Raw genomic sequence first — 23279 nt, 5'->3', positions numbered from 1 at the left:
CATGACCTCAGAACGGGGTGACGGTCATGCGGACGATCTGCGGGTCGTGGTCGGAGTCCTGGTCGGGGAACTCGCTGTTGGTGTGGACGATGTCGTAGTTGAACGGCGGCTTCCCGAGGCCGAGCCAGGGCTGGGCGAGCTTGGGGCTGAGCAGGATGTGGTCGAGGATCTGGCTGTTGCCCTCGTACACGTACGAGTACCGCTCGTTGGCGGGCAGGGTGCGCGGCAGGTCCGTCATCGCTGTCTTGCGGTTTCCGACGAGGATGTCGGTGGTCTGGCTGAACTCGAAGTCGTTGAGGTCACCGAGCGTCACGATGCGAGCGTTGGGGTCGGCGGCGAGCAGCTTGTCGATGAATCCGCGCACGACGGTGGCCTGCGCGTGGCGCTGCGTCTCGGACGAGCGCACGGGCTGCTGCCAGCGGCCGAAGAGCGGGTCGTCGCCGCCCTTGCTGTTGAAGTGGTTGGCGATGACGTACACCTTCGTCCCGCGGAACTTGAACTCGCCGACGAGCGGCTTGCGCGAGTCGGTGAAGGCGGTGTTCGTCGGGTCGATGCGGCCGGGCGAGACGGTGAGGTCGGTGAACAGACCACGCCCGGTGACGCCGGTGGCCGTCGTCGCGCCGGGGGTTCCCTTGTCGACGAACGACGTGCCGCGGTCGGTGCGGTAGAGGAACACCTGGCGGATGTTGCCTCCGGGCTGGCCTCCGTCCTTGCCGTTCTCGGGGTCGACCCAGCGCGCCTGGTACGTCGGGCCGCCGGCGGCCTTGATGGTGTCGACGAGCTTCTTGACGGTCGTGGACGAGTCGACGGTGCCGTCGTTCTGGGCGCCGTTGTTGTCCTGGATCTCTTCCAGCGCGAGGACATCGGGGGAGTGCAGGTTGCCCGTGATCTGGCCGGCGAGGCGGTCGTACTTCGTCTGCGGGTCGCTGGGTGCGAGGTTCTCGACGTTGAATGTCGCGACGGCCATCTCGAACAGGCCCTGGGCCTTCGTCGTCTCGCGCTTCAGGCCGGCGCTGCGGTGCCCCGCGACGTCGGTGACGTGCACGTGCGGCATGGCGAAGGAGTAGTCCATGATGCCGGTGGTGCGGCCGGTGTAGACGTCACCGACGGTGCTGACCGGCAGCGCGTTGGCGGGCTTGGCCTGGTCGTCGAGGATGACGCGCATCGCGTTCGGGTGGTCGTAGCCGGAGTAGAGCACGCCACCGCGCGGCGTGGTCAGCGCGTCGACGTTCTGGCCGGGCACGACCGGGGTCTCGCGGTACTTGGGGTTGGTCGGGCCGACGGCGCGCGCATCGTCGAGGGCGACGCGCATGCCTTCGAGCGACTCGTCGAAGTCGATCGCGTTCTTCGTCGGGTCGAAGGTGGCCGCTGCCGATTCGACGTTCTTCGGGTCGCCCGACGCGACGTTCTGCTGCGGGGCGATGCGGTCCTTGCCGAGGACGGCAGGCGCCGGCAGCGCTTGCCCGGACGCGGTGACGGTGACGACGGGGCTCGTCAGCTGCGTCGTCGTCAGGTTGTCGTTGCCCGAGGCGCCGCCCGGCCGGAATTCGGAGACGGTGGCGTCGACGCTGACGGCGTCACCGACGACGGCGGTGGGCGCGGTCTTGGTGTAGACGAAGACGGCGTCGCTCGTCGCGTCGTCGTCGTCGCTCGGGGCCTGCATCCAGAACCCGGTGGCATTGATGGCGGTGACGACACCGCTGACCTTGCTGACGCGCTCGTCCCTGAGCGGCGAGAGGTGCGAGGAACCCTGGATCTGCTGGATCGTCACCGTCGACGGCTCGTGCGGCGCCTGCGGGGTGCAGGCCGTCGCGCCGGCCGCCGACGACGTCGGCGTCGGGGTGCCGACGGTGAAGTCGACAGCGTTGTCGTCGGTGTCGGTGCACTCGCTCTTGCGGAAGACGGACGTCGAGTTCGTCGTCGCGGGGGCAGGGGAACCCTCCGCGACGCTCGCCCCGCCCCAGCCGACGAGGTCGACGGTGGCGCCGTTCGGGTCGACGATGGCGACGCGGCCCGCGGTGCCCGACATCGCGATCGTGCCCGTCACGTCAGGATTCTCCAGGGCGGGCGCGGACATGTTCGCGCCGTCGGCTTCCTTGACGAGGAAGTGGTGTCCCGGTGCGACCTGGCCGCTGAGCGGAGTCTTCTGGGCGCTCGTGCCCGACGCGGACCAGTACTGGACGCTCCAGCCGGTGAGGTCGACGGGCGCGCTCGAGGTGTTGTAGAGCTCGACGAAGTCGCTGCGCAGCGGTGCGCCGCTGTTGCCGCCTCCGCCGAACACCTCGCTGATCGTGACGGTGGTCGACGCAGCCTGCGCCGAACCTGCGGTGGACAGCGAGAACGACGTCAGCCCCGCGACGGCTGCGGCGACGGTGACGATGGCGGTGGGGCGCTGGGGAAGCAGTGGCATGAGGGGCTTTCGTTAGTTCAGCAACAGGACGAGCTGACAGTAGGCGGCGGGCCGCGGCGCGCAGGGTGCGTCATCGTGGCCAGTGGGTGAACAGTTGGTGCAGCGACTCTGCTGGGGACTGTGCACCCACACGGGGAACGTGCGCGCAGTCGCGCATTCGTGGTGCAGCTGGCGGGTGGGTGCGAGCGGTCGGGCGGCGGGTGTGTTCCCTGGGTGCGGTGGTCAGTGGTGGAGGCGTGATTGGAGGGTGGCGATGGTGAGCCGTTGAGGCTGTCCCGTGATCGTCGTGGCGCCGGGGATGGTGCGCCAGGGGCCGTTGTTCTCCTGGTACTGGCCGCTGAGGGTGGTGTCGATGCGGGTGGTGACGGTGCCCTTGGTGGGGTAGGTGTGAGTGACATTGCCGGTGGGGTAGGGCCCGCCCGCGTCGGTGGTGGGGCCGTAGGTGGCGGTGTCGCCGTAGTGGTAGGTGTAGGTGACGTCGGTGGGGCGCAGGGTGATGGTGTGTCCGAGCAGGGTGACGGTGGTCGTCTCACCGGGGGCGAGCCCGTCGGGGCCGTAGGTCGCCTGGAAGTAGGTGGGCAGGCCCGTGAGCGTGGTGTTGCCGGTGGGTTGGATGGCGACGGTGGCCTTCGTGAAGGTCTGAGTCGTCCAGGCCTGGGTGGCTGCTTGCTCGGCGGTGTAGGTGGGCGCGGCCGGAGCTGCTGGCGCTGTGGCGGTTTCTGATGCGGGGGTGGTCATCGTGGGTGCAGGTGGCGCGGTGGTGTAGTTGACGCACGATAGCTTCGGGGTCTGTCCTTCCCCTGTCGCGCACGGAATGTCTGCTAAACGGGTGTTCACAGTCGCATCGACGGTTGCGGTCGTTGTTCCCGTGGTGGCGGCTCGGCCGGTTCCGGTGCCTTCCGGGGCTCCTGGATGTGGGGCGGCTGAGCCAGTGCTTATGTGGGGCAGGGTGCCTGTTCCCGGGCGCGCGTTCTGGGGACGTTGTGGCCCGTCTGGCAGTTGGCCGCGGCCTTCCTTCTTACCCGCCACCACCACGACGGAGACTGTGTCGCCGCCGAGGCACGCTTGCCGGTTTGTCCCCTCGCAGGGATTTCCCGATGCCGCGGCTGGGGCAGAGGCAAGGACGGCTGTGGCCATGAGCAGCGGCGCTGATGTCTTAAGCGCGATCTGCACCGTACATCCCCACTCGCCAGTGCTGGCCGTCCCACATGAGTCGAACGGCGCCCCTAAGCTTGATGGCGCTCAGCTCGGTGCGCTTGCCTCCGCTCTCGACCCGGGTCGCTGGTGTCTCTGCTTGATCGAAGGTAAAGACGGGCTCGTCCAGTGATGAGGTGGGTGCTTCCTGGAGCTTGGTGAGGGTGGTGCGGGATCCCTCGATGTGTACTCCGGTGCGAGCGTTTTCTGCCACCCCAAGAGCCTGCTGGTCGCAGCCAGTGCAAGTCGGCGCGTACAGGTTGGCCAGGACGTTTTCCTTGGGTGCCGCGTCCAGTTGGTCGAGGGTTTCCCAGTAGAACTTCACGAAGGCCTTGGCGCCGTCTTTGGTGTGGGCCTTGGCGGCGTCGGGGATGACGACTGCGGCGGCGCCGGCCTTGGACGTCGTTCCGGGCGCGCTCGACGCGACCGAAGCACTCCGCGAGGTCGCGGGCGCCGACGAGGCGGCGCTGCGCAACGACGTAGAAGGGTCAGTCGAACTGGAACGCGGCGTGTTGCCGGCCGCGATGCGGCTCATGTCGGAGGGGGCGATGGTGCTCGTCGAGGCATCGGCCGTCGAGTCGTCGCCGCACCCACTCGCCGCCGTCGTCACGGCCGCGGCCAGGGCGATCACGGCGACCCCACGTGGCGCGAGATGGCGCCCGGCAAGTCCACGACGCGCGGTCGCGCCATCGTCGGGTAGAGCAGCTGCGGGGGTGGGTGCGTCGGGCATGCTTGGTCCTTCGGTAGGCGGTGAGGCAGCGCCCGGTGCGTCACCGGCCACTCCTCGAGTCTCACCAGCCCGGCGCGTGTCGCACCCGATCGCGACGGTAAGTTTTTCGTCAGGTTTCCGCGGCCTGTGCACCAGTGCCCACCGGCGTCGATCGCACCGATTTGGCCGCCCGCCGCCCGCCCGGTACATTGGGAGAACCAATGACCGCCGGTTGTTGCACTCTGCCTCTGGGTGGATGTGACCGAAGGCCTCACGTCAGTGAGCGTCCGGCGCAGGTGAGCTTCAGTCGATGATCGTGCTGTTCGTCAGCATGTTTTCAGAGCCTCAGCGCGCCTGCGCCGAGGCTCTTTTTTCGTGTCGCCCGAGCGACTGGCACTCACCACCGAAGGAGGCGCGCATGGCTACCGCCGCTAAGGATGCAGCCATTGCCGAGCTTGCGGACAACTTCCGCAACTCGGATGCTGCCGTGCTGACGGAGTACCGCGGTCTCACCGTGGCGCAGATCACCGATCTGCGTAACTCCATTCGTGAGCACGCCACCTACGCCGTGGTGAAGAACACGCTGACCGCCCGTGCGGCTGCCGAAGCCGGCGTGACGGCTTTCGACGGCCAGCTCCAGGGCCCGTCCGCTATCGCCTTCGTCACCGGTGACCCGGTGGAGACGGCGAAGAAGCTGCGTGACTTCGCCAAGGCCAACCCTCTCCTCGTCATCAAGGGCGGCGTCCTTGACGGCAAGGCCATGTCGGCCGAGGAGATCAACAAGCTCGCGGACCTCGAGTCCCGCGAGACCCTGCTCGCCAAGCTGGCCGGGGGCCTCCAGGCCTCGCTCAGCCAGGCTGTCTACCTCTTCGCGGCCCCGCTGTCGCAGGCTGCTCGCACCGTCGACGCCCTGCGTGCGAAGGTCGAGACCGAGGGACCGGCCACCGACGCAGCCCCGGCTGCCGAGGCGGCCACCGCAGACGTCGCCGAGGGTGGCGACGAGGCCTGATCCGGTCCTGACCGGCATCAGCGCAAACCCACCACAACGCCACTCACGGCACGGATCCCACGACCACATCGGTCCGGGTCCGACAGAACAGAAAGGACGCCCATCATGGCGAAGCTCTCCAACGACGAGCTCCTCGAGGCTTTCAAGGAAATGACGCTCATCGAGCTCTCCGAGTTCGTGACGCTCTTCGAAGACACCTTCAACGTCACCGCTGCTGCCCCGGTTGCTGCCGCGGCTGCTCCGGCTGCAGGCGGCGGCGACGCCGGCGCTGCCGAGGAGAAGTCCGAGTTCGACGTCATCCTGGCCTCGGCCGGTGACAAGAAGATCCAGGTCATCAAGGAGGTGCGCGCCCTCACGTCCCTCGGTCTCAAGGAGGCCAAGGACCTCGTCGACGGCGCCCCGAAGCCGGTTCTCGAAGGTGTCGCCAAGGACGCTGCCGACAAGGCCAAGGAAGCCCTCGAAGGCGCCGGCGCCACCGTCGAGGTCAAGTGATCTCTGCCCGGGCACTGCCTGGGCACTGATCGCGAGACATCGCGTCGAAGCGGGTCGCACCATCACGGTGCGGCCCGCTTTCGCATGCCCGCAGACCTGGCGTCGCGCCAGAGGAACCCTGCCGAGGCCGGTGCCGCCGATGACGCGCGCGATATTCGGGTGCGGTTGTCGGTGTTCACCCGTAGCCTGTGACGTGCCATGACGACACCACCCGCGCCGCACGCCTCGCCATCCCGCCAGATCGGATGGCGACGCATCGCCGTCCCCAGTACGTGGGCCGCCGTCATCCTCGCGGCCGTCACAGCGTTGGCGACGACGGCGGCGTCCGTCATCGCGGGCCGGCTGGCCGAGCACACGAGCGCTCGCCTCGTGACGCTGCTGGCCGTCACCGTCCTCGGTGGGGCGCTCGTCGACACCGCGGGGCGCTTCCTGTGGGCGGGCATGGTCGATCGTGCCGCCGGGCAGCTGCGTCGCGACCTCGTCGACGCGGTGCTCGCGCAACCGCTCGAGGCCCTGTCGGAGCAGGCGGGCGGTGAGATCCTCGACCGTGTCGACGACGACACCCACGAGATCTCGAACCTGCTGCGTCAGCAGATCTGGATGGTGCTGCGGATGACGCTCGCCATGGTGCCGATGTGGATCGTCGCAGGTATCACGTGGTGGCCGGCCTGGGTGCTCTTCCCGCTCTTCGCGGCGCTGACGTGGGTGCTCATGCGTTCCTTGCTCGCCCCGATCGCGGCGGGCAAGGTTCTCGAGGAGGCCGCCTGGACCGAGCACGCCGCCATCTTCGAGGAGGGCGTCGCGGGCCGCGACGACATCCGTACGAGCCTCGGCCAGCCGTTCGTGGTCGCGCGCCTCGCCAAGCTGTCGGCGCGCGTGCACGAGCGGTTCCTGGCCGTCGTGCGCCTCGAGGTCAAGCTGCTGCTGCGCACCGGCCTGTCGCTGCACCTGCTGCTCGTCCTCGTCGTGCTCGCCGGTGTCGCGCTCGCCTCGCGCACGTCGATGTCGGTCGGTGATCTCGTCACGATGTTCCTCGTCACGAGCACGTTCGTCGGCATGCTGGCCCGGGTCGCCGAGCAGTTCCCGGACATGCAGGCGGGCCTCGGCGCCATCGTGCGCCTGCGCGCCCTCCTGGCCGTTCCGGCCGAACCCGAGGGCGGACGAGCGCTGCCGGAGGGCCCGCTGGATCTCGACGTACGTCACCTCGACTTCAGCTACGGCACCGGCACGTTCGCGCTGCAGGACGTCGACCTGCACGTGCCGGCCGGGTCGACTCTCGCCCTGGTGGGACGCACCGGATCCGGCAAGTCGACGTTGGCCTCCCTCGTCTCGCGCGCCGTCGAGCCGCCGCCCGGTTCGCTCTTCCTCGGCGGCGTCGACGTGCGCGACCTCGACCTGGAGGCGCTGCGCGGGGGCGTCGGTGTCGTCACGCAGCGCACCGAGATCCTCGCCGGCACGCTGGCGGAGAACATCACCGTCTTCGAGCCGCTGCCGCGCGCTCAGATCGAGGACGTCGTCGAGACGCTCGGTCTCGGCCCGTGGGTCTCGACCCTGCCCGACGGCCTCGACACGGTGCTCGGCCCGGGTGGCGTGAGCCTGTCGGCCGGCGAGGAACAGCTGCTGGCGTTCGCCCGTCTGCTCGCACGCGACGTGCGCGTCATCGTGCTCGACGAGGCGACCGCCCGCATGGATCCGGTGACGGAGGCCCGCGTCGTCGCGGCCTCTGCACGGTTGCTCGAGGGGCGCACCGGCATCCTCATCGCGCATCGTCTCGGCACCATCGAGCGGGCCGACTTCATCGGCGTCATGGAGCGCGGGCGCCTCGTGCAGTTCGGTCGCCGTGACGAACTGCTCGAGACACCCGGTTACTTCCGCGACCTCACCGAAGCCGCCGGCGCGTCCGCCGTCCCCGCCCCGGACCACGAGGCCCCGCACGTCGCGCACGCGCGACGCACGGGCGCGGCGCCCGTCACGCGCGACATCCCCGAGGGTTCGTCCCTCGCACGCGCGATCATCAACGCGCTGAAGGTGCGGCCCGAGTGGGGCGTCGTGGCCATCTTCGCGTTCCTCGCGTTCTCCATCTTCGGTGCCATCGGCAGCGTCACGGGCTGGGCTTGGGGTCACACCGTGCAGGCCCTGGCGGACGGCACCCCCGCATGGGGTTGGGCCGCAGCGGTCGCGGTGTGCGTGATGCTCGGCCCGGTCTCGCTCGCGGTGGCCGTCATCCGTTACCCGCGGTGGTGGATCGAGATCTCCCTGCGGGTGCGCATGCGCGTGCTCATCGGACAGACGGGGCAGCACCGGCTGCCGCGCACGCCTCCCGGCGAGGTCGTCGCGCGCGCGATGGATTCGGATCGCTTCGTCCGCTATGCCGACCGGTGGATCGACTTCACCAACGGTTTCGTCATCGTCGTTCTCACCGCTGTGCTCGGTGGCACCTGGCTCGCGGGTCTCGTCCTGCTCGTCATCATGGTCGGCTCGGCGCTGGCCTCCGCCCTCGGACGGCGCGTGGCGGGCCGCTCCGCCGCGCGGGCGTCGGCGTCCCGTGCCCAGTTCGGTCGCGCCCTCGTCTCCTCGCTCGAAGCAGCGCGCACCATCAAGCTCGCGGGTCGCACCGGGCGCATCCGCGAACACCTCGCCGCCGTCGACCGCACGCGCGTCGAGGCCGCGGTGCGCGAGCACCGAGTCGCCGCCGTGCTCGACGGCGTCCCGACGCTCATGGTGCAGGCAGGCATCGTGGCAGCCTGGGCGGGGGCGCTGTACGGCACCTGGGGCCTTGCGACGGCGCTGCTCGTCGTCAACGCGGCGTCCAACTTCGACTGGTTCGGCCGGGTCGCCGGGTCGGTCGTCACCGAGGCGCCCGGAACGCGGGCCTGGCTCAGGGCGACGAGCGAACTCGCCGGCGGGGCCGATCTCGTCGACCTCCCGGCTGGCCTCGACCTGCCCTCCGGTGCGGCACCTCAGGTACCTGAGACGCCGAGGGAGCCCTTGCGCGAACTGGCGTTGCGCGACCTCGCCGCCCTGCACGATGACGGGACGGTCGGCGTCGAAGGCGTGGATCTCACCGTCGGGCAGGGCGAGCTCGTGCTGCTCCTGGGCGCCGTGGGCTCCGGCAAGTCGAGCCTGCTGGCGGCACTCGCGGGGCTCGTGCACCACACCGGCTCGCTCACGTGGAACGGACGAGAGGTGAGCGAGCCAGAGCTCTTCCTCCGCCCCGGCCAGGTCGCCTACGTCGCCCAGACGCCCCGAGTGCTCTCCGGCTCCTTCGCCGAGAACGTGCTCCTCGGTCACGAGCGCGAGTTCGACACTTCCGTCGACGCTGCGCGTCTCACCCCCGACATCGACAACGCGGGCGGCCGGGACAGTCTCGTCGGCCACCGCGGGGTGCGCCTGTCCGGTGGGCAGGTTCAGCGGCTGGCGCTCGCGCGAGCCCTGTCGACGGAGGCCGAACTGCTCCTGGCCGACGACGTCTCGAGCGCGCTCGACGCGCGCACCGAGCTCGAGCTGTGGGACGCGTTGCGTGCGCGTGGCAGCGCCGTCGTCGGGGCGACGTCGAAGCGTTCGGCTCTCGCCCGGGCCGACCGCGTCGTCGTCCTGGAGGCGGGCAGGGTTGCGGACGCCGGCCCGTGGCGTGAGCTCGAGACGCGCTGGTCGCACCTGGCGGGGTGACGGGCGACCGGCGCGTCGCTGCTTGACTGTGCGCCCGCCCTGCGTCATTCTCGTGGGGTCAAGACGGCGCCGGGGGAGGCGCCGGATCATAGCGGTCGATGCGGTCCACCCGGGCTCGTCAGGATGGGCGCGCGGTGCGACAGACTCGGGTTCCGAGTTCGTCGGCTTGCATCCTTCTTCTCTGGGTACTATCCTGCTATTTTGCGCTGCCCTGTCTGCGCCTGCCCCCGACACCCGATCCGGATTCCGCGTCAAGACGCCACCACGAAGAGCTGCCCGCTCTGCTTGGTCGCGACATCATGACGCCGGCCGTCCGAGGAGCGTCGAGGGGGGAGGACCCGTACGGCAGGTGGCGCGCACTGCCGATCTGTAAGGCCTCTGGAAGGGACCCTCCTTGGCTGCCTCGCGCACCGCGACCCAGACTCTGTCCTCGGCGAAGACTGCCTCCGGCCGTCTCACCTTCGCCAAAATTCGTGAGCCCCTCGAAATCCCGGATCTGCTCGCGCTGCAGACCGAGAGCTTCGACTGGCTTCTCGGCAACGAGAAGTGGCAGGCCCGCGTGGCCGCCGCCAAGTCGGAGGGCCGTGTCGACGTGCCCGAGCGCTCCGGTCTGGAGGAGATCTTCGAGGAGATCTCGCCGATCGAAGACTTCTCCGGCTCGATGTCGCTGAGCTTCCGCGACCACCGATTCGAGGACGTCAAGTACTCCATCGAGGAGTGCAAGGAGCGCGACATGACGTACGCGGCTCCGCTGTTCGTCACGGCTGAGTTCATGAACGCCGAGACGGGCGAGATCAAGAGCCAGACGGTCTTCATGGGCGACTTCCCGCTCATGACGGACCGCGGCACGTTCGTCATCAACGGCACCGAGCGCGTCGTCGTCTCGCAGCTCGTCCGTTCGCCGGGCGTCTACTTCGAGCGCTCCATCGACAAGACCTCCGACAAGGAGATCTACACGGCGAAGGTCATCCCCAGCCGTGGTGCGTGGCTCGAGTTCGAGATCGACAAGCGCGACATGGTCGGTGTCCGCGTCGACCGCAAGCGCAAGCAGTCCGTGACGGTGCTGCTCAAGGCGCTGGGCTGGACCGAGGCTCAGATCCTCGAGGAGTTCGGCCAGTACGAGTCGATGCGCGCCACCCTGGAGAAGGACCACACGGCCGACCAGGACGCCGCGCTGCTCGAGATCTACCGCAAGCTGCGCCCGGGCGAACCGCCGACGCGTGAGGCTGCCCAGCAGCTGCTCGACAACCTGTACTTCAACGGCAAGCGCTACGATCTCGCGAAGGTCGGCCGCTACAAGGTCAACAAGAAGCTGGGCGTCGACGGCGGGCTCGAAGACTCGACGCTCGGCATCGACGACATCGTCGCCACCATCAAGTACATCGTCGCGCTGCACGCCGGCGAGGAGACGATGAAGGGCACGCGTCACGGCGAAGAGATCGACGTCCGCGTCGAGATCGACGACATCGACCACTTCGGCAACCGCCGCCTGCGCAACGTCGGTGAGCTCATCCAGAACCAGGTTCGCACGGGCCTGTCCCGCATGGAGCGCGTGGTTCGTGAGCGCATGACGACGCAGGACGTCGAGGCCATCACGCCGCAGACCCTGATCAACATCCGCCCCGTGGTGGCGTCGATCAAGGAGTTCTTCGGAACGTCGCAGCTGTCGCAGTTCATGGACCAGAACAACCCGCTCGCCGGTCTGACGCACAAGCGTCGTCTGTCGGCGCTGGGCCCCGGTGGTCTCTCGCGGGACCGCGCAGGCATGGAGGTCCGTGACGTCCACCCGTCGCACTACGGCCGCATGTGCCCGATCGAGACGCCGGAAGGCCCGAACATCGGTCTCATCGGTTCGCTCGCGTCGTTCGGTCGCATCAACCCGTTCGGTTTCGTCGAGACGCCGTACCGCAAGGTCGTCGACGGCCAGGTCACCGACGACGTCGACTACTTGTCGGCGGACGAGGAGGACACGTTCGTCATCGCGCAGGCGAACGCGCCGCTGACGCCGGACAACCACTTCGCCGAGGACCGCGTCATGGCGCGCACCAAGGGCGGAGAGGCGAGCGACGTCGCGATCGAGGACGTCGACTACATGGACGTCTCGGCGCGTCAGATGGTGTCGGCCGCGACCGCACTCATCCCGTTCCTCGAGCACGACGACGCCAACCGCGCCCTCATGGGTGCCAACATGCAGCGTCAGGCGGTGCCGCTCGTTCGTTCGGAGGCTCCGCTCGTCGGTACCGGCATCGAGTACCGTGCGGCACTCGACTCGGGTGACGTCGTGCGAGCCACGAAGGCGGGTGTCGTGCAGGAGGTCTCCGCCGACCTCGTCACGGTCGCCAACGACGACGCGACGTACTCGACGTACCGCATCGCGAAGTTCACGCGCTCGAACCAGGGCACCTGCTACAACCAGCGTGTCGTGGTCAACGAGGGTGAGCGCCTCGAGGAGGGCGCCGTCATCGCTGACGGCCCCGCCACCGACGGCGGCGAGATGTCGCTCGGCAAGAACCTGCTCGTGGCGTTCATGCCGTGGGAGGGCTACAACTACGAGGACGCGATCATCCTGTCGCAGCGCCTCGTGCAGGACGACACGCTCTCCTCGATCCACATCGAGGAGCACGAGATCGACGCCCGCGACACGAAGCTGGGCCCGGAGGAGATCACGCGGGACATCCCGAACGTCTCCGACGAGGTGCTGGCCGACCTCGACGAGCGCGGTATCATCCGCGTCGGCGCCGAGGTTCGTGACGGCGACCTGCTCGTCGGCAAGGTCACGCCCAAGGGTGAGACCGAGCTGACGCCGGAGGAGCGCCTGCTGCGCGCCATCTTCGGTGAGAAGGCCCGCGAGGTCCGCGACACGTCGATGAAGGTTCCGCACGGTGAGACCGGCACGGTCATCGGCGTCAAGGTCTTCGACCGTGACGAGGGCGACGAGTTGCCCCCGGGCGTCAACCAGCTCGTGCGTGTCTACGTGGCGAACAAGCGCAAGATCACCGACGGTGACAAGCTCGCCGGCCGTCACGGCAACAAGGGCGTCATCTCGAAGATCCTGCCGGTCGAGGACATGCCGTTCCTCGAGGACGGCACGCCGGTCGACGTCGTGCTCAACCCGCTCGGTGTTCCCTCGCGAATGAACCCCGGTCAGGTGCTCGAGCTGCACATGGGCTGGGCCGCCTCGCGTGGTTGGAAGATCGAGGGTGACCCGGAGTGGGCGGCCAAGATCCCGGCCGATGCACGTGAGACGGGCCCGAACACCCGTATTGCGACGCCCGTGTTCGACGGTGCGCGCGAGACGGAGATCCGTGGCCTGCTCGAGTCGACGAACACGACGCGCGACGGCGTGCGCCTCATCGGCGACTCCGGCAAGGCGCAGCTGTTCGACGGCCGCTCGGGTGAGCCGTTCCCGGAGCCGGTCTCCGTCGGGTACATGTACATCCTGAAGCTGCACCACCTCGTCGACGAGAAGATCCACGCGCGTTCGACGGGTCCGTACTCGATGATCACGCAGCAGCCGCTCGGTGGTAAGGCGCAGTTCGGTGGTCAGCGCTTCGGTGAGATGGAGGTGTGGGCCCTCGAGGCCTACGGCGCCGCATACGCCCTGCAGGAGTTGCTGACGATCAAGTCGGACGACGTGACGGGCCGCGTCAAGGTGTACGAGGCCATCGTCAAGGGCGAGAACATCCCCGAGCCGGGCATCCCGGAGTCGTTCAAGGTCCTCATCAAGGAGATGCAGTCGCTCTGCCTCAACGTCGAGGTCCTGAGCAGTGACGGCACCGCCATCGACCTGCGCGACTCGGAGCAGGAAGTGTTCCGGGCCGCGGAGGAGCTGGGCATCGACCTGTCGCGCCGCGAGCCGAGCAGCGTCGAGGAAGTCTGATCACGGCGCCCGACACGCGGTGGGTCGATCGAGATGATCGCCCGGCCCACCGCGTGTCGGATCAGCCGGCGCAGACGTAGGTCCGCGGCTCGAACGAGCCGACCGGACAACCACAACAGCAACGATCAGACTTTTCAGATTTAGGCGAGAGAAGGAATCAGCAACGTGCTGGACGTCAACTTCTTCGACGAGCTTCGCATCGGCCTCGCGACCGCGGACGACATCCGCGAGTGGTCGCACGGCGAGGTCAAGAAGCCCGAAACCATCAACTACCGCACCCTCAAGCCCGAGAAGGACGGACTCTTCTGCGAGAAGATCTTCGGCCCGACGCGCGACTGGGAGTGCTACTGCGGCAAGTACAAGCGCGTCCGTTTCAAGGGCATCATCTGTGAGCGCTGCGGCGTCGAGGTCACGCGTTCCGCGGTTCGTCGCGAGCGCATGGGCCACATCGAGCTCGCCGCGCCGGTCACGCACATCTGGTACTTCAAGGGTGTCCCGAGCCGTCTGGGCTACCTGCTGGACCTCGCGCCGAAGGACCTCGAGAAGGTCATCTACTTCGCGGCCTACATGATCACCTCGGTCGACGAGGAGCAGCGTCACGCCGACCTGCCGTCGCTCGAGAACCAGATCGAGGTCGAGAAGAAGGAACTCGAGAACCGTCGCGACGCGGACATCAACACGCGTTCGACGAAGCTCGAGGCCGACCTCGCCGAGCTCGAGAAGGAGGGCGCCAAGGCTGACGCCCGCCGCAAGGTCCGCGAGTCGGCCGAGCGCGAGATGACGCAGATCCGCAAGCGCGCGGATCAGCAGATCGAGCGCCTCGAGCAGGTCTGGGATCGTTTCAAGAACCTCAAGGTCCAGGACCTCGAGGGCGACGAGATCCTCTACCGCGAGATGCGTGACCGTTTCGGTCTGTACTTCGAGGGCGGCATGGGCGCTGCGGCGCTGCAGAAGCGTCTCGAGAACTTCGACCTCGACGCCGAGGCGGAGCTGCTGCGCGAGATCATCGCGACGGGCAAGGGCCAGAAGAAGACGCGTGCGCTCAAGCGTCTGCGCGTCGTCACGGCCTTCCAGCAGACCGAGAACAAGCCGGCCGGCATGGTTCTCGACTGCGTCCCGGTCATCCCGCCGGACCTGCGCCCGATGGTGCAGCTCGACGGTGGCCGTTTCGCGACGTCCGACCTCAACGACCTGTACCGCCGTGTGATCAACCGCAACAACCGACTCAAGCGTCTGCTCGACCTCGGTGCGCCGGAGATCATCGTCAACAACGAGAAGCGCATGCTTCAGGAGGCCGTCGACGCGCTGTTCGACAACGGCCGTCGTGGTCGACCGGTGACCGGTCCGGGCAACCGCCCGCTCAAGTCGCTGTCCGACATGCTCAAGGGCAAGCAGGGTCGTTTCCGTCAGAACCTGCTCGGCAAGCGAGTCGACTACTCGGGTCGTTCGGTCATCGTCGTCGGTCCGACGCTCAAGCTGCACCAGTGCGGTCTGCCCAAGCAGATGGCGCTCGAGCTGTTCAAGCCGTTCGTCATGAAGCGCCTCGTCGACCTCGAGCACGCGCAGAACATCAAGTCGGCGAAGCGCATGGTCGAGCGTGCCCGCCCGGTCGTGTGGGACGTCCTCGAAGAGGTCATCCGTGAGCACCCCGTGCTGCTCAACCGCGCGCCGACGCTGCACCGTCTGGGCATCCAGGCGTTCGAGCCGCAGCTCGTCGAGGGCAAGGCCGTCCAGATCCACCCGCTCGTCTGCTCGGCGTTCAACGCCGACTTCGACGGTGACCAGATGGCCGTCCACGTGCCGCTCAGCTCCGAGGCGCAGGCCGAGGCCCGCATCCTCATGCTCTCGAGCAACAACATCCTCAAGCCCGCCGACGGTCGTCCCGTGACGATGCCGACGCAGGACATGATCATCGGTCTGTTCCACCTCACCTCCGAGGTGCTCGACGCCGACGAGATGAAGGACGAGGACATCCGCGCGTTCGCGACCGTCGCCGAGGCCCGCATGGCCTTCGACGCGGGCGAGATCAAGATCGGCACGCCGATCTCGGTGCGTCTTCGCGACTTCGTCCCGACGGCCGGCACGGTGCTGCCCGACGGCGTCGAGGCGGACCAGAACGGCTTCGTCTCCGAGCTGCGGATCCGTACGACCCTGGGTCGCGCGATCTTCAACGGCACGCTGCCGGAGGACTACGAGTACATCAACAAGCCCGTCGACAAGAAGGTCCTCTCGGCCATCGTCAACGACCTTGCGGAGCGTTACTCGAAGGTCCAGGTCGCGGCGTCGCTCGATGCGCTGAAGGAGACCGGTTTCCACTGGGCCACGCGCTCGGGCACGACCGTCGCCATCTCGGACGTCGTCATGCCCTCGAACAAGGACGAGATCCTCGAGAGCTACGACGCCAAGGCCGCGAAGGTGCAGCTGCAGTTCGACCGTGGTCTCATCACGGACGACGAGCGCCGTCAGGAGCTCATCGAGATCTGGACGCAGGCGGCGAACGAGGTCTCCAAGCAGATGGAGAACAACTTCCCGAAGGACAACCCGATCTACCGCATGGTCAACTCGGGTGCCCGTGGTAACTGGTTCCAGCTGCGCCAGCTCGCGGGTATGCGAGGCCTCATGGCCAACCCGAAGGGCGAGATCATCCCGCGTCCGATCAAGGCCAACTTCCGTGAGGGCCTGTCGGTGCTGGAGTTCTTCATCTCGACCCACGGTGCACGAAAGGGTCTGGCCGACACCGCTCTGCGTACGGCCGACTCGGGTTACCTGACGCGTCGTCTCGTCGACGTCTCGCAGGACGTCATCATCCGCGAGGAGGACTGCGGCACGAAGCGCGGTCTCGTCCTGCCGATCGCGCAGCGCAACTCTGACGGCCAGCTGGTCGAGCACGAGGACGTCGAGAGCTCGGTCTACGCCCGCAACGTGGCGCAGACGGTCGAGATCGACGGCGAGACGTTCCTGCAGGCCGGTGACGACCTCGGTGACGTCGCGCTCAGCAAGCTGATCGACGCCGGCATCGAAGAGGTCAAGGTCCGCTCGGTCCTCACCTGTGAGTCGCGCGTCGGGACGTGTGCGAAGTGCTACGGCCGTTCGCTCGCGACCGGCAAGCTCGTCGACATCGGCGAGGCTGTCGGCATCATCGCGGCGCAGTCGATCGGTGAGCCGGGCACGCAGCTGACGATGCGTACCTTCCACACCGGCGGTGCCGCGGGTGACGACATCACGCAGGGTCTGCCCCGAGTCGTCGAGCTCTTCGAGGCTCGCACGCCGAAGGGTGTCGCCCCGATCGCGGAGGCATCCGGAAAGATCGAGATCGAGGAGACCGACAAGGCTCGTCGCATCAACCTCATCCCGGACGACGGCTCGGAGCCGCACGCCTACCCGGTGAGCAAGCGTGCGCGCCTGCTCGTCGAGGACGGCCAGCGCGTCGAGGTCGGCACGCTGCTCGTGCAGGGTGCGATCGACCCGAAGCAGGTGCTGCGCATCCTCGGCCCGCGTGAGGTGCAGAAGCACCTCGTCGACGAGGTCCAGGGCGTGTACCGCCAGCAGGGTGTGTCGATCCACGACAAGCACATCGAGGTCATCGTGCGTCAGATGCTGCGCCGCGTGACGATCATCGAGGCGGGTGACACCGACCTGCTCCCGGGTGAGCTGGCCGACCGCGCGCGCTTCGAGGACGCCTCGCGCAAGGCGATTGCCGAGGGCGGACGTCCGGCGTCGGGTCGTAGCGAGCTCATGGGTATCACGAAGGCTTCGCTGGCCACCGAGTCGTGGCTGTCGGCGGCATCGTTCCAGGAGACGACGCGCGTCCTCACCGAGGCCGCGATGAACGTCAAGAGCGACCCGCTGCTCGGCCTCAAGGAGAACGTCATCCTCGGAAAGCTCATCCCGGCGGGTACCGGCCTCAGCCGTTACCGCAACGTCAAGGTGGAGCCGACGGAGGAGGCGAAGGCCGCGATGTACGCGCTGCCGGACTACCAGCCGTACGACTACCCGGTCTTTGGCCCGGGCTCGGGCGAGGCCGTCCGACTGGACGACGCGACGCTCGGCTTCGACAGCTGATCGACGCAGATCCACGCCGCGAGGGGCATCTCCTGCACAGGCAGGGGGTGCCCCTCGCGGTCTCCTCAGGTTCGTCGGCGTGTCGCGTTGCGGTCGGAACGTGCATGCTCCCGCGATTTGGCCGGGGCCCGGGAGAGTCGGTAAACTACTCGGGTGCATGGCAGGAGTCTGTCCGGACTCCACTCATGATCACACCCTCGCCGGGCAGTCGCCGCGATGGGCCGGGCACGGCGTCTCGAACGTCGTGCATGCGCCCCGCGACGAAAGTGCAGGGGAGGGGTCGCGCCTGTTGCGCCCTTCGGCGCACGATCCGCGACGAGACCAAGGAGCCTGCGATTCATCCTGCAGGCAGAACAGATACGACACGTTCGGAGAACTAGGTTGCCTACGATCAACCAGCTCGTCCGCAAGGGTCGCCAGGACAAGGCCACGAAGGCCTCGACTCCGGCTCTCAAGGGCAGCCCCCAGCGACGCGGTGTGTGCACCCGCGTCTACACCACGACCCCGAAGAAGCCGAACTCGGCTCTGCGAAAGGTCGCCCGTGTGAAGCTCACCTCTGGCATCGAGGTCACGGCTTACATCCCGGGCGTCGGCCACAACCTGCAGGAGCACTCGATCGTGCTCGTGCGTGGTGGCCGTGTGAAGGACCTTCCCGGTGTGCGCTACAAGATCATCCGCGGCGCGCTCGACACCCAGGGTGTCAAGGGCCGCAACCAGGCTCGTAGCCGCTACGGCGCCAAGAAGGAGAAGAAGTAATGCCTCGTAAGGGTCCTGCTCCTAAGCGTCCCCTCGTCGTCGACCCGGTCTACGGTTCGCCGCTCGTCACGCAGCTCGTCAACAAGATCCTGCTCGACGGCAAGAAGTCCATCGCCGAGCGCATCGTGTACGACGCCCTCGAAGGTTGCCGTGAGAAGACGGGTACCGACCCGGTCGTGACGCTGAAGCGCGCTCTCGACAACATCAAGCCGGCCCTCGAGGTCAAGTCCCGCCGCGTCGGTGGTGCGACCTACCAGGTGCCGATCGAGGTCAAGCCGGGCCGCGCGACGACGCTGTCGCTGCGCTGGCTCGTCGGCTACTCGCGTCAGCGTCGCGAGAAGACGATGACCGAGCGTCTGATGAACGAGATCCTGGACGCCAGCAACGGTCTGGGTGCCGCGGTCAAGCGCCGCGAGGACACGCACAAGATGGCCGAGTCGAACAAGGCCTTCGCGCACTACCGCTGGTGATCGCGGTTGGGTCGGCGGCCCGTCCTCTCCGTAGGATGGGTTCGGGCCGCCGTCCCGGCTCGCTCCAGCTACTCACACTGAACTTCGAACGAGAAGAGACACCGTGGCACAGGACGTGCTGACTGACCTCAAGAAGGTCCGCAACATCGGCATCATGGCGCACATCGACGCCGGCAAGACGACGGTGACCGAGCGGATCCTGTTCTACACCGGCGTCAACCACAAGATCGGTGAGACGCACGACGGTGCGTCGACGACCGACTGGATGGAGCAGGAGAAGGAGCGTGGCATCACGATCACGTCTGCTGCTGTGACGTCGTTCTGGAACGGCACCCAGATCAACATCATCGACACGCCGGGCCACGTCGACTTCACCGTCGAGGTCGAGCGTTCCCTGCGCGTGCTCGACGGCGCCGTCGCCGTCTTCGACGGCAAGGAGGGCGTCGAGCCCCAGTCCGAGACGGTCTGGCGTCAGGCGGACAAGTACGACGTTCCGCGCATGTGCTTCGTCAACAAGATGGACAAGATGGGCGCGGACTTCTACTTCACCGTGCAGACCATCAAGGACCGTCTGGGCGCCGAGCCCCTCGTCCTCCAGCTCCCCATCGGTGCGGAGAACGACTTCATCGGTGTCGTCGACCTCGTCGAGATGCGGGCGCTCGTGTGGCCCGGCGACGCCAAGGGTGACGTCACCATGGGCGCCAAGTACGAGATCCAGGAGATCCCGGCCGACCTGCAGGCCAAGGCCGATGAGTATCGTAACGCGCTCGTCGAGCGCGTCGCCGAGTCGGACGACGACCTCATGGAGAAGTACCTCGGTGGCGAGGAGCTCACGACGGCTGAGCTCAAGGCCGGCATCCGCAAGCTCACGGTCAACTCCGAGCTGTACCCGGTCATGTGTGGTTCGGCCTTCAAGAACCGCGGTGTCCAGCCGATGCTCGACGCCGTCGTCGACTACCTGCCGAGCCCGCTCGACGTCCCCCCGATGATCGGCCACAAGCCGGGCGACGAGGAGACCGAGATCACGCGCAAGCCGGCTCTCGACGAGCCGTTCTCGGCTCTGGCGTTCAAGGTCGCCGCGCACCCGTTCTTCGGTTCGCTGACCTTCATCCGCGTCTACTCGGGCAAGATCTCCGCCGGCTCGGCCGTCGTCAACTCGACGAAGGGCAAGAAGGAGCGCGTCGGCAAGCTCTTCCAGATGCACGCCAACAAGGAGAACCCGGTCGAGGAAGCACAGGCCGGTCACATCTACGCGGCGATCGGTCTCAAGGAGACCACCACCGGTGACACGCTGTCCGACGTGAACGAGCAGATCGTTCTCGAGTCGATGACGTTCCCGGAGCCCGTCATCTCCGTGGCCATCGAGCCCAAGACGAAGGGTGACCAGGAGAAGCTCTCCACGGCCATCCAGAAGCTGGCTCAGGAAGACCCGACCTTCCAGGTCGAGCTCGACGAGGAGACCGGTCAGACCATCATCCGAGGCATGGGCGAGCTCCACCTCGACATCCTGGTCGACCGCATGAAGCGCGAGTTCAAGGTCGAGGCAAACGTCGGTGCGCCGCAGGTCGCCTACCGCGAGACGATCCGCAAGGCCGTCCCGAAGTACGACTACACGCACAAGAAGCAGACCGGTGGTTCGGGCCAGTTCGCGAAGGTCCAGATCACCTTCGAGCCCCTGGACACGGCCGAGGGCGAGCTCTACGAGTTCGAGAACGCCGTCGTCGGTGGTCGCGTGCCGCGCGAGTACATCCCGTCGGTCGACAACGGCATCCAGGATGCGATGCAGCAGGGTGTCCTCGCGGGCTACCCGCTGGTCGGCATCAAGGCGATCCTCGTCGACGGTGCCTACCACGACGTCGACTCCTCGGAGATGGCGTTCAAGATTGCCGGTTCCATGGCGCTCAAGGAGGCCGTCCGCAAGGCCGACCCCGTGCTCCTCGAGCCGATGATGGCTGTCGAGGTCCGTACGCCCGAGGAGTACATGGGTGACGTGATCGGTGACATCAACTCCCGCCGTGGCCAGATCCAGGCCATGGAGGACGTCAGTGGCGCCAAGGTCGTTCGCGGCCTGGTTCCGTTGTCGGAGATGTTCGGGTACGTTGGCGACCTCCGTTCCAAGACGCAGGGTCGTGCCAACTACACGATGCAGTTCGACTCGTACAGCGAGGTTCCCCGGAGCGTCGCGGACGAGATCATCAAGAAGATCCGGGGCGAGTGAACGGGTTCATCCCCGTCGATTGACCCGTACACCACCTGTAACCAACAGACGCGTCCCGGCGCCTTCACCCGAAGGCGACACAGCGTTTGACCAACACAAGTCCTGAGGAGGACCCAAGTGGCGAAGGCAAAGTTCGAGCGGAACAAGCCGCACGTCAACATCGGCACCATTGGTCACATCGACCACGGCAAGACGACGCTGACGGCAGCAATCTCCAAGGTTCTGCACGACAAGTACCCCGAGCTCAACCCCTTCACGCCGTTCGACGAGATCGACAAGGCGCCCGAGGAGAAGCAGCGCGGCATCACCATCTCGATCGCGCACATCGAGTACCAGACGGAGCAGCGTCACTACGCTCACGTCGACTGCCCCGGTCACGCTGACTACGTGAAGAACATGATCACGGGTGCGGCGCAGATGGACGGCGCCATCCTCGTCGTCGCCGCGACCGACGGTCCGATGCCGCAGACGAAGGAGCACGTCCTCCTGGCTCGCCAGGTCGGCGTTCCCTACATCGTCGTCGCGCTGAACAAGGCTGACATGGTCGACGACGAAGAGATCATGGAGCTCGTCGAGATGGAGGTCCGCGAACTGCTGTCCTCCTACGACTTCCCGGGTGACGACCTGCCCGTCGTCCAGGTCTCGGCGCTCAAGGCGCTCGAGGGCGACGCCGAGTGGGGCGACAAGCTCATGAACCTCATGAACGCTGTCGACGAGTCGATCCCGGAGCCGGAGCGCGACATCGACAAGCCTTTCCTCATGCCCGTCGAGGACGTCTTCACGATCACCGGTCGTGGCACCGTCGTCACCGGTCGCATCGAGCGCGGTGTCCTGAACGTCAACGAGGACGTCGAGATCGTCGGTATCCACGAGGGTCCGGCTGCCAAGACGACCGTCACGGGCATCGAGATGTTCCGCAAGCTGCTCGACGAGGGTCGCGCGGGTGAGAACGTCGGTCTGCTCCTTCGCGGCATCAAGCGCGAGGACGTCGAGCGTGGCCAGGTCGTCGTGAAGCCGGGTTCGATCACCCCGCACACGGACTTCGAGGCTCAGGTCTACATCCTGTCGAAGGACGAAGGTGGCCGTCACACGCCGTTCTACGACAACTACCGTCCGCAGTTCTACTTCCGTACGACGGACGTCACGGGTGTCGTGCACCTGCCCGAGGGCACCGAGATGGTCATGCCCGGCGACAACACCGACATGACGGTGGAGCTCATCCAGCCCATCGCCATGGAGGAAGGCCTCAAGTTCGCCATCCGTGAGGGTGGTCGTACGGTCGGCGCCGGTCGCGTCACCAAGATCATCAAGTGATCTCGCTCCCGTGAGGGAGTGACATCATCGAAGAAGGGCCCGGGCACCGTGAGGTGCTCGGGCCCTCCTGCGTTCCCGATGGTGCGCTGCGACGGGTGTCAAGCACCACTGCCGCTCTGGCCGACGAAGCACTGCGTGGGGTGCCAGTGGCTTGGGGCGGCGCCGAGATCGAGGGTGAAGGTACCGCTCTTCGCGCCACCGTCGTCGGCCATGCCGTTGCCGACGACGACACGTCCGCTCGCGCGCTCGTAGCACACCGCGTTGAAGCCATAGACCTGCGACTCGGGGCCGGCCGCATATTTGCCGGTGATGCGGGGTCGAAAACCTTCGTACCCGTCCGGAATGACCTTGACATCGGAAACCGCGATGTCGTCTGCGTGCGGGTTGGGCTCCACCTTGGTGATGCGCATGCGCACCTTGACGCTGCCGGCGGGCGCCTTGCTCAGGCCGTTGTCGACCTTGGTCATCTGGCGGCCCTTGCCCACGTTGATGGAGCTCTCAGCCGTCGCGAGCACCTTGTTGTCGCCGTCCAGCATCTCGTACTGGATCGTGGCGACGCCGGGGCCGGTACCATCGATCTTCCAGACGCTGTACAGCTTCGCGTACTGGGAACTCGGTTCGGATTTGTATCCGCCCGCCATGACGACGCTCGCGTTCGTCATCACGGAGCCCGCGGGCGGCGTCACCTTCTCGGGTGCCTCGGGACGGGCGCCGGTGGGGCCGGCGGCCGCAGCGTCACTGCCGGCGGAGGCGGACGGCGGTGCCGAAGAGGGTGAAGTCTCGGCGGCACTCGACGACGACGATGTGGGGGAGGACTCCGTTGCCGTGGACGCAGACGACGTCGGGGACGAGGCCGAGCCCTTGGTGGTCGCGGCCTGCTCGTCCTGACATGCCGTGAGGGACAGCGCGGCGGCGAACGTCAGGGCCGCTGCTGCCATGCGGGGGGTCTTCATCGTGCTCTCCTCTGCCTCGGGTCCGTTCGTGGTCTCGAACGCGTTCATGGCTGTGACGGCACCGGCGACCGAGCGGTTCCGTGGCCCTCATGAGCGGGCCGTTCGACGAAGCCCGCGATGTGGACCACCAGAGCGCGCCGGCC

At 67.3% G+C, this 23279-nt stretch carries 13 protein-coding genes; 9 read left to right on the top strand and 4 right to left on the bottom strand.

What is annotated here, in order from left to right; all coding sequences use genetic code 11:
- Positions 1-7: 7 nt before the first annotated feature.
- From J4Z35_RS06215 to J4Z35_RS06205, 3 genes are all read right to left on the bottom strand, one after another.
- Positions 8-2410: a lamin tail domain-containing protein gene (locus J4Z35_RS06215; protein WP_208065445.1), complete on the bottom strand. Its 2403-nt coding sequence runs from the start codon at positions 2408-2410 to the stop codon at positions 8-10.
- Between the two features lie 222 nt (positions 2411-2632).
- Positions 2633-3148, bottom strand: coding sequence for a hypothetical protein (locus tag J4Z35_RS06210; protein ID WP_208065444.1), 516 nt, complete (start codon positions 3146-3148; stop codon positions 2633-2635).
- Between the two features lie 418 nt (positions 3149-3566).
- Positions 3567-4334, bottom strand: coding sequence for a DUF6318 family protein (locus J4Z35_RS06205; RefSeq protein WP_143181257.1), 768 nt, complete (start codon positions 4332-4334; stop codon positions 3567-3569).
- A 397-nt stretch (positions 4335-4731) separates the two neighbouring features.
- Here J4Z35_RS06205 and rplJ point away from each other — a divergent pair, with 397 nt between their 5' ends.
- The 9 genes from rplJ to tuf all read left to right on the top strand — a co-directional run bounded on the left by rplJ (position 4732) and on the right by tuf (position 22183).
- Complete coding sequence (gene rplJ, locus J4Z35_RS06200) at positions 4732-5322, top strand: 50S ribosomal protein L10 (RefSeq protein WP_040014839.1); 591 nt, start codon at positions 4732-4734, stop codon at positions 5320-5322.
- A 105-nt stretch (positions 5323-5427) separates the two neighbouring features.
- Positions 5428-5814, top strand: coding sequence for a 50S ribosomal protein L7/L12 (gene rplL, locus J4Z35_RS06195; protein ID WP_006946083.1), 387 nt, complete (start codon positions 5428-5430; stop codon positions 5812-5814).
- A gap of 198 nt (positions 5815-6012) precedes the next feature.
- The gene (locus tag J4Z35_RS06190) at positions 6013-9483 is read left to right on the top strand and encodes an ABC transporter ATP-binding protein (RefSeq protein ID WP_006946251.1); all 3471 of its coding nucleotides are present in this window, start codon (positions 6013-6015) and stop codon (positions 9481-9483) included.
- Positions 9484-9877: 394 nt separating this feature from the next.
- Positions 9878-13363 (top strand): DNA-directed RNA polymerase subunit beta, encoded by a 3486-nt coding sequence (rpoB, locus tag J4Z35_RS06185; protein ID WP_006946069.1) that lies wholly within the window; start codon positions 9878-9880, stop codon positions 13361-13363.
- Positions 13364-13528: 165 nt separating this feature from the next.
- Positions 13529-17425: a DNA-directed RNA polymerase subunit beta' gene (locus tag J4Z35_RS06180; protein WP_006946156.1), complete on the top strand. Its 3897-nt coding sequence runs from the start codon at positions 13529-13531 to the stop codon at positions 17423-17425.
- A 381-nt stretch (positions 17426-17806) separates the two neighbouring features.
- Entirely contained in the window at positions 17807-18181 is a 375-nt protein-coding gene (rpsL, locus tag J4Z35_RS06175; protein ID WP_006946105.1) for a 30S ribosomal protein S12, read from the top strand.
- Positions 18181-18651 (top strand): 30S ribosomal protein S7, encoded by a 471-nt coding sequence (gene rpsG, locus J4Z35_RS06170; RefSeq protein ID WP_006946238.1) that lies wholly within the window; start codon positions 18181-18183, stop codon positions 18649-18651. The genes rpsL and rpsG overlap by 1 nt, the downstream gene beginning before the upstream one ends.
- Positions 18652-18754: 103 nt before the next feature.
- Entirely contained in the window at positions 18755-20869 is a 2115-nt protein-coding gene (gene fusA, locus J4Z35_RS06165) for an elongation factor G (RefSeq protein ID WP_006946174.1), read from the top strand.
- Positions 20870-20986: 117 nt separating this feature from the next.
- The gene (gene tuf / locus J4Z35_RS06160; RefSeq protein ID WP_006946303.1) at positions 20987-22183 is read left to right on the top strand and encodes an elongation factor Tu; all 1197 of its coding nucleotides are present in this window, start codon (positions 20987-20989) and stop codon (positions 22181-22183) included.
- Positions 22184-22281: 98 nt separating this feature from the next.
- On the opposite strand, the gene J4Z35_RS06155 is transcribed toward tuf, so the two are convergent.
- Entirely contained in the window at positions 22282-23136 is an 855-nt protein-coding gene (locus J4Z35_RS06155) for a hypothetical protein (protein WP_139023619.1), read from the bottom strand.
- Positions 23137-23279 lie beyond the last annotated feature (143 nt).

It is taken from the genome of Dermacoccus sp. NHGro5 (assembly GCF_017565385.1).
GTDB lineage: Bacteria > Actinomycetota > Actinomycetes > Actinomycetales > Dermatophilaceae > Dermacoccus > Dermacoccus nishinomiyaensis.
This window is presented reverse-complemented; position numbering and strand designations above follow the sequence as displayed.